13 protein-coding genes are annotated in these 12,525 nt (G+C 54.8%); all 13 read right to left on the bottom strand.

What is annotated here, in order from left to right; translation table 11 throughout:
• Window positions 1-5 precede the first annotated feature (5 nt).
• The 13 genes from lpxA to rpsB all read right to left on the bottom strand — a co-directional run bounded on the left by lpxA (window position 6) and on the right by rpsB (window position 12,294).
• Entirely contained in the window at window positions 6-776 is a 771-nt protein-coding gene (lpxA, locus tag C0V76_RS15220; protein WP_101943478.1) for an acyl-ACP--UDP-N-acetylglucosamine O-acyltransferase, read from the bottom strand.
• The gene (fabZ, locus tag C0V76_RS15215) at window positions 773-1,210 is read right to left on the bottom strand and encodes a 3-hydroxyacyl-ACP dehydratase FabZ (protein ID WP_101943476.1); all 438 of its coding nucleotides are present in this window, start codon (window positions 1,208-1,210) and stop codon (window positions 773-775) included. Before fabZ ends, lpxA begins: the two co-directional genes overlap by 4 nt.
• Window positions 1,211-1,215: 5 nt before the next feature.
• Window positions 1,216-2,244, bottom strand: coding sequence for a UDP-3-O-(3-hydroxymyristoyl)glucosamine N-acyltransferase (gene lpxD, locus C0V76_RS15210; protein WP_101943700.1), 1,029 nt, complete (start codon window positions 2,242-2,244; stop codon window positions 1,216-1,218).
• A gap of 5 nt (window positions 2,245-2,249) precedes the next feature.
• On the bottom strand, window positions 2,250-2,747 hold the full coding sequence (locus C0V76_RS15205; RefSeq protein WP_101943474.1) for an OmpH family outer membrane protein: 498 nt from the start codon (window positions 2,745-2,747) through the stop codon (window positions 2,250-2,252).
• Between the two features lie 17 nt (window positions 2,748-2,764).
• Window positions 2,765-5,071 (bottom strand): outer membrane protein assembly factor BamA, encoded by a 2,307-nt coding sequence (gene bamA, locus C0V76_RS15200; RefSeq protein ID WP_101943472.1) that lies wholly within the window; start codon window positions 5,069-5,071, stop codon window positions 2,765-2,767.
• A complete protein-coding gene (rseP, locus tag C0V76_RS15195; RefSeq protein ID WP_101943470.1) occupies window positions 5,071-6,429 on the bottom strand; it encodes an RIP metalloprotease RseP in 1,359 nt (452 codons plus the stop codon). Before rseP ends, bamA begins: the two co-directional genes overlap by 1 nt.
• Window positions 6,426-7,616 (bottom strand): 1-deoxy-D-xylulose-5-phosphate reductoisomerase, encoded by a 1,191-nt coding sequence (gene ispC, locus C0V76_RS15190; protein ID WP_254048260.1) that lies wholly within the window; start codon window positions 7,614-7,616, stop codon window positions 6,426-6,428. The genes rseP and ispC overlap by 4 nt, the downstream gene beginning before the upstream one ends.
• A gap of 11 nt (window positions 7,617-7,627) precedes the next feature.
• Window positions 7,628-8,449, bottom strand: a complete 822-nt coding sequence (locus C0V76_RS15185) for a phosphatidate cytidylyltransferase (protein ID WP_101943468.1) — start codon at window positions 8,447-8,449, stop codon at window positions 7,628-7,630.
• A 2-nt stretch (window positions 8,450-8,451) separates the two neighbouring features.
• Window positions 8,452-9,222 (bottom strand): polyprenyl diphosphate synthase, encoded by a 771-nt coding sequence (uppS, locus tag C0V76_RS15180; protein ID WP_101943466.1) that lies wholly within the window; start codon window positions 9,220-9,222, stop codon window positions 8,452-8,454.
• 33 nt (window positions 9,223-9,255) lie between these two features.
• Window positions 9,256-9,813, bottom strand: coding sequence for a ribosome recycling factor (frr, locus tag C0V76_RS15175; RefSeq protein ID WP_101943696.1), 558 nt, complete (start codon window positions 9,811-9,813; stop codon window positions 9,256-9,258).
• Between the two features lie 10 nt (window positions 9,814-9,823).
• Entirely contained in the window at window positions 9,824-10,537 is a 714-nt protein-coding gene (gene pyrH / locus C0V76_RS15170; protein ID WP_101943465.1) for a UMP kinase, read from the bottom strand.
• A gap of 14 nt (window positions 10,538-10,551) precedes the next feature.
• Complete coding sequence (tsf, locus tag C0V76_RS15165; protein ID WP_101943463.1) at window positions 10,552-11,451, bottom strand: translation elongation factor Ts; 900 nt, start codon at window positions 11,449-11,451, stop codon at window positions 10,552-10,554.
• 93 nt (window positions 11,452-11,544) lie between these two features.
• Window positions 11,545-12,294 (bottom strand): 30S ribosomal protein S2, encoded by a 750-nt coding sequence (rpsB, locus tag C0V76_RS15160; RefSeq protein ID WP_101943461.1) that lies wholly within the window; start codon window positions 12,292-12,294, stop codon window positions 11,545-11,547.
• Between the last annotated feature and the right edge of the window lie 231 nt (window positions 12,295-12,525).

Raw genomic sequence — 12,525 nt, 5'->3', positions numbered from 1 at the left:
TGGATTCAGCGGATGATGCCGCGCGTGGAGACCGCGAAGAAATCAAGCAGCAACTGCAGCTCCGGTACCCCACCCACCGCAGCAGAGATGCTGGCCTTGGCTTCTTCGAGCGACAGATTCTGACGATAAATCGCCTTGTAAGCACGTTTGATCGCCATGATCGCCTCGGACGAATAGCCGCGCCGCTTCAGGCCCTCGCTATTGATGCCATGCGGGGTGCAAGGGCTGCCGTTACTGATCACGAACGGCGGAATGTCCTGCGTAATAATAGAACCACCGCCAGCCATGCAGTGCGCACCAATAATGCAGAACTGATGCACTGCAGCCATACCACCAAGAATGGCGAAATCACCCACATGCACATGACCGCCCAAGGTCACATTATTGGCCATGATCGTGTTGTTACCGACCTGGCAATCATGTCCGATATGCACGCTGGCCATGAACCAGTTGTCGTTCCCGATGCGCGTAACCCCCGCATCCTGGGCGGTACCGATGTTGAAGTTGCAGTACTCGCGGATCATGTTGCGATCGCCGATCTCCAACCGAGTCGGCTCGCCCGCATACTTTTTGTCTTGCGGAATCTCGCCCAGCGAAGCGAACTGGAAAATCCTGTTTTCGCGCCCGATCCGGGTGTGCCCCTTGATCACGACATGCGAGGCGACAACACTTCCCTCACCGATCTCGACGTGCTCACCGATAACGCTATAGGGGCCGATTTCAACACCTTCCGCAATCTTCGCAGAGGGATGGACGATGGCTGTTTCGTGAATCATGCGATTTGCTTGATGGCGCACATGAGATCGGCTTGAGCCGCGATTTCATCGCCGACCCGGGCGATGGCCGAATACTTCCAGATACCGCGCATTTCACGCTCAAGCTTGGCTTCGAAGGTCAGCGTATCACCCGGCAGAACCGGGCGCTTGAAGCGGGCATTGTCGATCCCGGCAAAATACAGGATGGTGTTCTCATCCGGAATGGCTCCGCGCGACTTGAAGGAAAGAATCGCTGCTGTCTGGGCCATTGCTTCGATAATCAGTACACCAGGCATGACGGGCGAATGAGGAAAATGTCCAACGAAGAACGGCTCATTGATCGTCACGTTCTTGATCGCCGTAATGCGCTCCCCAAGCGTCATTTCGATCACCCGATCCACAAGCAGGAACGGATAACGATGCGGCAGATACTTCATGATTTGGTGAATATCCATCCCACTCACTTCTTCTTCTCCAATTCTTCCAGTTTCTTTTCCATGTCTCGCATGCGCTCATACATCGCTTCAATTCGCTTGAAACGCGCTGCGTTGCGCATCCAATCCTTGTGCGGCTCAGCGGGGAACATGGCGGTATAAACCCCGGGCTGCTTGATATCCTTGGTCACTGCCGTGGCGCCAGAAATCAGAATGTCATTGCCGATCTCAATATGACCGTTAACACCGACCTGCCCCGCCAGCATGACGCGACTTCCGACACGCGAGCTACCCGCGATGCCGACCTGTGCCGCCATCGCAGTGTTGTCACCAATCACGCAATTGTGTGCAATGTGGCAAAGGTTATCGATCTTGACGCCATTCCCGATAACCGTATCATCCAGCGCGCCGCGATCCACCGTGACATTTGCGCCGAGTTCGACACCATCGCCGAGCACGGCACGGCCAATCTGAGGAATTTTTTCCCAGCGACCGTCCTTGTGCCGAGCGTAGCCAAAACCATCGCTTCCGACCACAGAGCCCGCGTGCAGAATGCAATTCTTTCCGACGATACAATCTGCATACACCGTTACATTTGCGCGCAACGTGCTGCCCTCTCCGATCGAAACGCCTTGCTCGACAACACAGCCGGGGCCAATCACGACATTTTCGCCCACAATGCAGCCCTCTCCGACATACGCCATTGCCCCAACACTGACTGAGTCGGGCAACTCGGAGAGAACGAGCGCGCGCGGGTGAATCCCCGCAGAAGGACCCTTCGCAGGATTCAGTAATTGAGCCACGCGCGCAAAATAAAGATGAGGATCCGCCGCAAGGATACGCGGCAAGGCAGTTTCTTCAGCCATTGAAACTGGCAAAATCACTGCAGCAGCTTGGGTACCCACCAAGGCTTGGCGATATTTAGGATGTACAACAAATCCGATCTCGCCAACTGATGCACGCTCAAGTGGCGCGACCTGAGAAATGGACACGCTTGCATCACCCCGCAGCTCGCCACCCAGCAACTCAACGATTTCTTGCAGACTAAAATTCACGCAGCTCACCTGATGTCAGAGAGGGCCTTAAGCACCTTCTCCGTGATATCAATATTCGGGCTGAAATAGACCGCCTCCTGCAGGATCAGATCAAACTTCTCGCGCTCCGCGATCTGCTGGATCACGCGGTTGGCCATATCCTGAATCCCGGCAAGCTCTTCGTTCTGGCGTTGTGCGTAGTCTTCTCTCAACGCCCGCTCCTTGCGCTGGAAGTCACGGCTGAGATCAGAAAACTCACGCTCCTTGCTGCGCCGTTCTGTATCCGGCAGAGAAGGAGCGTTTTTTTCCAGCGCAGCCTGCATGGACTGCATCTGCGATTCAATCTTACGCAGCTCGGTCTGTCGTTTATCGAATTCGCGCTCCAAGCGCTTCAAGGCACGCTGTGCCGGAGCAGACTCTCGCGTAACCCGCTCAGCATTCACGAATCCGATCCGCATCTGTGCCGTAGCCATACCAGGCAGGGCCAGCACCGCGCACAAGAAAGCTACAACCAGCACACGCATTGCTCGCTCCTCTTTGCTTAATTGACCGCACCGATCATGAACTGAAAGCGCTGGGTTTCATCACCAGACTTCGGTTTAATCGGGAAGCCCAGACTGAATTTGAGCGGCCCAATCGGCGACATCCATTGAAAACCAAGGCCGGTACTGTAGCGCATCTCTTGAGCCCCAAAATGCGCATCACTCACCCCCCAAAGGACGCCGGCATCAAAGAAAACGCTCAGACGCATGCTGCGATCCTTTTCTTTGACTCCTGGCATTGGGAAAAAGAGTTCAGCAGTATTCACCCAACGCTTGGTTCCGCCCAGCGTGTCGCCCGTCTCATTGCCACTTTCATCGGTCACTTTCGCACCGAGAGAATTATCCTTGTAGCCCCGAATAGTTCCAATACCACCAGCATAATAGTATTTGTAAAACGGGACCGGTTTTCCACCATAACCGGTTGAATAACCAAAATCTGTACTCAGCATCAGTGAAGAGTCAGTACTGACCGGCACGTAATCCTTTAGCTGATATGTGAATTTCACATACTGCATCTCTGCAGGTGGTGTAGCAATTTCCATGTTGACCTTCTGGTAAAGGCCACGCATCGGATAGAGATAGCTGTCACGCTTATCGCTGGACCAACCTGCAGTCCATGCCAAGGTCGTATTATCCTCGCCGAACTGCTTGACAAAGTCTTTGTACTGCTGAGGGCTATCGTCGTAAACGGTTGTAACCGTGTTATCAACTGAAACGCCCAGATGAATACGTTGATCCAGACCTATTGGAACGCCAAAACGAACCCCTCCCCCCTTAGCGTCGCTGGCATAACGGCCAACAGAGAGCGAATCAGTATCAGTCTTGCGCTCATAAATATCGAAACCGCGACTGACACCGTCTACTGTCCAGTACGGATTGTCATAACTCAGCGACGCAGTGCGATTGACCTTGCCTGTATTGACAGCCAGCGACAATGCATTCCCGCTACCGAACAGGTTATTCTGGGAAATCGACGCCATAAGCCCGAGTTTATCCGTCGCAGAATAGCCCAGACCAAGGGAAAGCGAGCCGGTTGAACGTTCCTTGACGTTCACATTTAGATCAACCTGATCTGCAGCATCGGTCACCGGCACTGTATCGATTGACACATCCTGAAAAAACCCAGTGCGATCGATGCGCTGCTTGGATTTATCAACGCTGGCACGATCGAACCAGGCGCTTTCCATCTGAAGCATTTCACGGCGCACAACCTCTTCCCGTGTCTTGTTGTTACCGACCACGTTGATTCGATTAACATATGCACGGCGTGCAGGATCCACGAACAAGGTCAGCGAAACCGTTCGATTGGCTTCATCAAGTTCCGGTACCGCATTCACGTTGGCAAATGCATAACCATCGTTCCCCAGACGGTCAGCAATCGCGCGAGTTACGTCATTGACTTTGGCGCGGGAGTAAACATCGCCAGCCTTGAGTGTCACCAGCGCGCGCAACTCTTTTTCCGGCACAAGCAACTCGCCAGCCAGCTTCACGGAACCGATCCGGTACAACTCACCTTCATTGATGGCAAGTGAAACGTAGACATCCTGCTTGTCTGGCGTAATGGAAACCTGGGTGGACTCAATCGAAAAATTCAGATAACCGCGATCCAAGTACCAGGAACGCAACTCTTCGATATCCGCAAGCAACTGTTGCTTCGAATACTTTGCATTGCGAAACCAGGAGAATATGCCGCCAGACTCCTCGAGACTCATCAAGCCAAGCAACCGGTCTTCCTTGAAAGCAGATGCGCCGATGATGCGGATATTCTTGATGCGAGCAACCTGGCCCTCCTTCACTTCGAAGTTGATGGCCACACGATTGCGCTCAAGCGGTGAAACCGTGGTTCGCACCTCGGCACCGTAGTAGCTCTTGGTCAGATAGAGGCGCTTGATTTCCTGCTCGGCCTTTTCCAGCTGGGAACGGTCGAAAGTGCGTGACTCAGCAAGTCCAACCTCTTTGAGGCCCTTGAGCAGATCCTTAGCGTCAAACTCCTTGTTGCCGGAGAAGGCGATCTGCGCAATTGCTGCTCGTTCGTCGACAATGACGACCAGCACATCTTTTTCAACCTCGATACGCACGTCACGGTAAAAACCGGTGGCGTACAAAGCCTTGATGGCTTTGGCGACGGCATCTTCGCTAACTGAATCGCCGATCCGGATCGGCAAGTAGTTGAACACCGTACCAGCCTCGGTACGCTGAACCCCTTCAACGCGGATATCCTTGACAACGAAAGGCGAGTAGGCAAAGGAAAGCGGAGACAGGAGTGCTAGGACTCCAATCTGGATTGCAGTAAAAGTCTTTGACATCAGCCGAAAAATACCCGATTGAGATCGTTGAAAAAGGCCAGTGACATCAGTAGTGCAAGGATGATCATCCCCAGCCGTTGCCCGAGCTCCTCAAGCCGCGCTGACAGAGGCTTTCCCCGGATGTACTCGATCACATAATACAGTAAGTGTCCCCCATCCAGAATCGGCACAGGCAGCAGATTCAGCACACCAAGGCTGATACTCACCATCGCCAGAAAACGCAGGTAAGTGTCAAGCCCGGCGCTGGCACTCTGACCTGCGTAGTCAGCGATGGTCACCGGTCCGGATATGTTGCGTAAAGAGACACGCCCAGTCAGGATGTGCCCCATTACCTCAAGCGAAAAACGGCTCGTATTCCAAGTCTGAGTAATCGCCTGAAACACCCCCTCGAACAGGCCGTAGCGCACCTCGATTGAATCGCGCTGCAGATCAATACCATCTGTCTGCACCGCAACGCCGATGCGGCCACGCGTGCTCCCAGCCTGGGCTTCAGGTCGTACGGTCAATTGCGTTACAGACTCGCCACGCTGCACTTCCAGCAAAACGTCTTTTCCGGCAGAGGAGGCAATCCGCTCAACGAACTCAGCCCATATCTCAATGTGCTGAGCATTCACGGCCAGGATGCGATCTCCAGCGAGCAATCCAGCACGTGCGGCAGGACTGGCCGGCAAGGGCTTGCTAAGCACTGGTGGAATTCGTGGAGGCGGCAGCACGAGCCCCAGTTGCAACATCGGGTCGGCTGCGCGCTCGTCAATCTCGATGCCAGCAAGCGGCAGGTTCAAAGAGGTAAGCTCAGCTTCACCACGCTGCACATCGAGCACAAGCACTTCTTCACTCAGCGCGTTCTGCAGCAATCGTGCACGCAACTCACTCCAGCCACGCACATCCCGGCCATCCACGCGCAGGACGACGTCGCCTTCACGCAATCCGGCCTGGGCAGCAACTGTCGCAGCTGGCACAGCACCAAGCCGGGCCGGCAGATCGCGGGTACCGGCCCAAGCCAGACAGGAATACACCAGCACCGCCAGCAGAAAATTCGCTAACGGCCCCGCTAGCACGATGAGGCTGCGTTTGCCAACGGACTGAGTGTTGAATGCACGCGCTAACTCGCCGTTCGCAACCGGAGCCTCGCGCTCATCCAGCATACGAACGTAGCCTCCAAGTGGCACAGCTGCCAGTACAAACTCAGTCTCATCCTTGCCGAAACGCCGCGAAAACATCACTGGACCAAAGCCCAGAGAAAAACGCAAAACCTTAACCCCGCACCAGCGGGCAGCCAGAAAATGGCCGCATTCGTGGATAGCCACGAGGACGGCGATAGCCAACAAAAAAGACAAGGCGTAGTGCAGGATGCTCATGCTGTAACCGTTTCGAGACAACGAATCTGCACACGCGCGCACTCGCGAGCCCGTGCGTCTGCCGCAAGGACAGCATCAAGATCATTCAGCTCAACCACCTCCGCCGAATCCAGCACAGCCTCAACCACGCGGGCAATCTGATCAAAACGCAGGCGACGCTCAAGGAACGCAGAAACAGCCTCCTCGTTCGCCGCATTGAGAAGCGCAGGGGCGCTCCGTCCAGCCTTCAGTGCTGCATAAGCCAGCCGCAGACAAGGAAAACGCCCAAAATCTGGCACTTCAAAATTAAGACGAGCAATACGGGTGAGATCCAGACTCTCGACGCCCGAGCAGATCCTCTCCGGATAAGCCAGTGCGTGAGCAATCGGGGTGCGCATATCCGGATTACCCAATTCGGCAATCACAGAACCATCTTCGTACTGCACCATGGAATGGATCACGCTCTCCGGATGGATCAACACATCAATCCGCTCTGCATCGACACCGAAAATCCAGCTCGCCTCAATAACCTCCAGCCCCTTGTTCATCATCGTGGCGGAATCAACTGAAATCTTGCGTCCCATAGACCAGTTCGGATGTGCACAAGCCTGTTCCGGGGTCACTGTACGCAGCAAAGCCGGCTCCAACTGACGGAAAGGACCTCCCGAGGCCGTCAGCACCAGTTTGCGTACACCACTTCCTTTCAGGCCGTAGGCAAACCCTGCAGGAAGCGACTGGAAAACGGCATTGTGCTCGCTATCGATAGGCAATAGCACCGCGCCAGATTGACGCAACGCCTTCATGAATACGTCGCCAGCCATGACCAAAGCTTCCTTATTGGCCAGCAAGACCCGTTTGCCACTTCGCGCTGCAGCTAGACAAGAGCCCAACCCAGCCGCTCCGACAATCGCCGCCATGACGGTGGTGACGTCTGAAGCGCTTGCGATCATCTCAAGAGCCTCTGGTCCGTACAGAATTTCCGGCAACACTCTGCCAACCAGCAAACGCCTCAGCTCAAGCGCCTCACCAGGACCGGCCACAACAGCAACGCGAGGGCTAAATTGCAGACACAGCTCTGCGAGCTTGGCGACTTGACGGTGGGCACTCAGCGCAAAGACTTCATAGCGCTCCGGATGCCGGCTCACTACATCCAGCGTGCTGAGGCCTATCGAGCCCGTCGCGCCCAAAACAGTCAGAACCTGCTTCACGCCAGAACTCCTCAGGCCAGCTGAATAAACAAAAGCAGTGTGCCTGCGCAAGGCATGAAAGCCAGCATTGCATCAATCCTATCCAGCACTCCACCATGCCCCGGCAACAGACTTCCTGAGTCCTTAACACCCGCTTCACGCTTGAGCAAGGATTCATACAGATCGCCCATTACACATACCGCGACAGCCAACAGCGAGAAAATCAACATGAGCGGTAGGTTCAGTGCATTCCGGATTGCTGGCACAAAAAACCACAGCAGCAAGCAAAAAACCAGCACTCCAGCAATCGCTCCACACACACCTTCCCAAGTTTTACCTGGGCTGATTTCGGGCGCCAGCTTGCGTTTGCCAAAACGCCTGCCAGCAAAGAAGGCACTAATATCAGCTATGCATACCACCAGAATAGCCGCCACCATCAGCAGAGGATCGGCACGCCGTAGCTCCAGCATTGCCATCCCACAGGAACTCAACATCAGAATTGCAGCGAAGTACTTCCAGTACCAACCAGCCGGCTCCATACGAAAATACAGAAAGGTTGGCACAGAAAACAGCCAAAACGAAACACTGATGAGATACAGCGCAGCAAGCAAAAACGGAAGATCTTCAATCAATTCACGTGGCGTGCTGGCGCAATAGAGTATCGGCAGCACGCTTAGCAATGCGATCACAAGCTGACCAAGCACGCCAATCTTGACAAGCCCGCACCACTCACGCACAGCAAGCAGCACAACCAGAGAGATTAAAGCTCCCCAGGCCCAATCAGGCAGAAAAAAAATGGCCAGAATGATGCCCACACCCAGCATCAGTGCGGTAATGACGCGCTGCTTCAGCATATTCAGTCCTGTTTGTCGGGGCCGCTGGCCAGTTGCTCACTGGTGCGACCAAATCGACGCTCACGCTTGCGATAGGAATCGATCGCCTGTGCAAAAGCAGCCTCATCAAAATCTGGCCACAGACAATCGGTGAAGTAAAACTCGGTGTAAGCCAGCTGCCAGAGCAGGAAATTGCTGATGCGCTGCTCACCACCTGTCCGGATATAGAGATCAGGCTCCGGAGCGTCGGCCAGACATAGATGCGGGGCCAGATCTTCTTCCGTGTATGCCCCCTGCTTCTCGGGGCTGGAGGCCAACATGGCATTGACAGCATTCACAATATCCCAGCGTCCACCGTAGTTGGCGGCGATGGAGAGGGTGAGTGCAGTATTGCCGCCAGTCTGAACTTCAGCTAAGCGGATGGTTTCGATCAGTTCAGGATCAAAACGAGAAAGATCGCCAATCACGCGCAGGCGAATGTTGTTCTTGTGGAGTTTTTTGACTTCTTCACGCAGAGCCTGCATGAAGAGCTGCATCAGGAATGAGACCTCATCAGCCGGACGGCGCCAGTTCTCCGAACTGAAAGCAAATAATGTCAGGTGCGAAACCCCCTGATCGACGCAAAGCTTGACAACCTTGCGCACGGTATCCAGCCCTCGCTTGTGTCCTGCAACCCGGGGCAACAGGCGCTTGCGCGCCCAGCGCCCATTCCCATCCATGACAATGGCAATGTGCGCAGGAACATCATTACGCTCAGGAATGCCGCGAGTCGAACTGATGAGACGAGAGAGCATGAAATGGCGAACCGGACAATTACGGCGCGCGCATCAAATCTGCATTAGCTCTTGCTCTTTCTGAGCGAGCAGCTTGTCGGCTTCAGCGATGTACTTGTCAGTAAGTTTTTGCACGTCATCCTGCGTGCGTCGTTCATCGTCTTCCGAGATTTCCTTCGCCTTAACAGCTTCTTTCAGGCCGTTGTTGGCATCCCGCCGCAGATTACGGATAGCGATACGAGATTCTTCAGCTTCGTGACGGACAACCTTGATGAGATCCTTGCGGCGCTCTTCGGTCAACATGGGCATCGGTACACGTACCACATCCCCCATGGTCGAAGGATTCAATCCCAGATCAGAATCGCGAATAGCCTTCTCGACCTTGGCAATCATGGGCTTTTCCCACGGCTGCACGCCGATGGTACGCGCATCCAGCAAGGTCACATTAGCAACCTGGTTGATTGGCGTGGGATTACCGTAGTAGTCAACCGTCAGGTGGTCCAACAGGCCGGCATGAGCTCGCCCTGTACGAACCTTGCCGAGGTTGGCCTTCAGGGCCTCAACGGACTTTTGCATCTTCTGTTCGGTGGTTTTCTTCAACTCGGCAATCATCATCAGGCCCTCAAATATGCACCAGCGTACCTTCGTCTTCGCCCATAACCACGCGCATCAGCGCACCAGGCTTGAAAATACTGAAAACCTTGATCGGTAACTTTTGATCGCGACACAGCGCGAAAGCAGTGGCATCCATAACTTGCAGATTGCGCGAAATAGCTTCATCGAAGGAAATTTTCGTGAAACGAGTCGCCAACGGATCCTTGTTCGGGTCCGCCGTATAGATGCCATCAACCTTGGTTGCCTTGAGCACAATCTCGGCTTCCATCTCGGTGCCACGCAAAGCAGCAGCCGTATCAGTGGTGAAGAAAGGGTTGCCAGTACCCGCCGCAAAAATCACGATCTTGCCTTCTTCAAGGTAACGGATCGCCTTGTTACGGATATAGGGCTCAACCACCTGCTCCACATTCAGGGCTGATTGAACACGGGCAGCCACGCCGGCCACACGCATTGCATCACCCAGAGCCATGGCATTCATGATGGTCGCCATCATACCCATGTAGTCGGCAGTGGCGCGGTCCATACCGGAAGCCGCGCCAGCCATGCCACGAAAAATGTTGCCACCGCCAATCACGATGCCTACTTCGACACCGAGGCGAGCCACTTCCGCCACTTCCGCCACGATGCGGGACACCACACCCTGGTTGATACCGTAAGCATCATCGCCCATCAGGGCTTCGCCGGAAAGTTTAAGAAGAATTCGCTTATAGGCAGTGGGCATTTTTAGTACTCCGATCAGCGTGCAGCAGCGGCGGCAGCTGCTTGAGCAGCCACTTCAGCAGCAAAGTCATTGACCTTCTTCTCGATGCCTTCACCCACCAGGAACAGGGAGAAGCCAGCAACCGAAGCAGACTTGCTCTTCAGCAATTGCTCAATTGTCTGCTTGCCATCTTCAGCCTTCACGAAGACCTGGCCCAGCAGAGTCACGTCCTTGAGGAATTTCTGCACCGAGCCCTCAGCAATCTTCTCGATCATGGCTTCCGGCTTGCCGGCTTCCTTGGCCTTTTCGATTGCAACACGGCGTTCGGAGTCAATGGCAGCAGCATCGACACCAGAAGCATCCAGAGACTTCGGCTTGGAGGCAGCGATGTGCATGGCGATATCACGCGCCAAAGCATCTTCACCGCCGACCAGATCCACCAGGACGCCAATCTTGGCGCCACCGTGAATATACGCAGCCACCTTGCCCTTGGCTTCGACGCGTTCGAAACGACGGATACTGATGTTCTCGCCAATCTTGCCAACCAGCGCGGTACGCACGACTTCAACGGTCGAGCCATCCAGCGGCAGCGCCGAGATAGCAGCCACATCAGCCGGGTTCTGAGTTGCAATCAGTTCAGCCACAGACTTGGTAAAGCCCAGGAAATCATCGTTCTTGGCAACGAAGTCCGTTTCGCAGTTCACTTCAACGATTGCTGCCAGCTTGCCGTCAGCCGAGATATAGGTGCCAACAATGCCTTCGGCTGTCACACGGGCGGCCGCCTTGGAGGCCTTGTTGCCCAGCTTCACGCGCAGAATTTCTTCGGCCTTAACCATATCGCCGTCAGCTTCGGTCAGAGCCTTCTTGCATTCCATCATGGGCGCGTCAGTCTTGCCGCGCAGTTCAGCAACCATGCTTGCGGTAATAGCCGCCATGCTTACTCCTGAATTCTGTAAGTTAACTTCAAAAACAACAGGCTCGCTTGCGGTCCGACAAGCCGGACCACCAGCGAGCTTGCAGCAGACTTATTACGCCTGTTCGGCGCCTTCTTGCACTTCGACGAATTCGTCGGAAGCAGCGGCGACGATATCCTGCACCATGTTGTTCTTGCCTTCCAGCACAGCATCAGCCACGCCTTGGGCATACAGACGGATAGCGCGGGACGAGTCATCGTTACCCGGGATCACATAGTCCACACCTTCCGGCGAGTGGTTGGTATCAACCACACCGATCACCGGAATGCCCAGCTTCCTGGCTTCAGTAATCGCAATCTTGTGGTAACCGACGTCGATCACGAAAATCGCATCCGGCAGGCCAGCCATATCCTTGATACCGCCGAGGCTCTTGGTCAGCTTTTCCAGCTCGCGCTTGGCCAGCAGGGCTTCCTTCTTCGACAGACGCTCGACCGAGCCGTCTTCGAACATCTGTTCCATATCCTTCAGACGCTTGATCGACCCCTTGACCGTCTTGAAGTTGGTCAGCATGCCGCCGAGCCAGCGCTCGTCAACGTAGGGCATGCCAGCGCGCTGGGCTTCTTCAGCGAGGATTTCGCGAGCCTGGCGCTTGGTACCCACAAACATCACATTACCCTTGTTGGCGGCCAGTTTCTTCACGAAAGCCATGGCTTCGTTGTACTTAACCAGGGTCTTTTCGAGGTTGACGATGTGAATCTTGTTGCGATGGCCAAAAATAAAGGGGGCCATCTTGGGGTTCCAGAAGCGTGTTTGGTGGCCGAAGTGGACACCAGCTTCCAGCATTTGACGCATGGTCACTGCCATTTTGATACTCCAAATATCAGGGTTAGCCTCCGTTCGCCGTGCCGCGCAATGCGCAGTCTTGCTGCCCCGAAGAGACAGACCCGATCCGGCGAACGTGTGGATTTTCCGGCCACCGAGAGAAGCTCTGCGGACGACCAGCCAAGTCCGAACTGGACTTAGCCAAAGATTATAGCAGCGCAAAGCCCGTAGCCTCAAGCAACTCAGCGCATTCAAGCTGGCGCACAGGTTTGC

This window comes from Uliginosibacterium sp. TH139 (genome assembly GCF_002855595.1).
Lineage (GTDB): Bacteria > Pseudomonadota > Gammaproteobacteria > Burkholderiales > Rhodocyclaceae > Uliginosibacterium > Uliginosibacterium aquaticum.
This window is presented reverse-complemented; position numbering and strand designations above follow the sequence as displayed.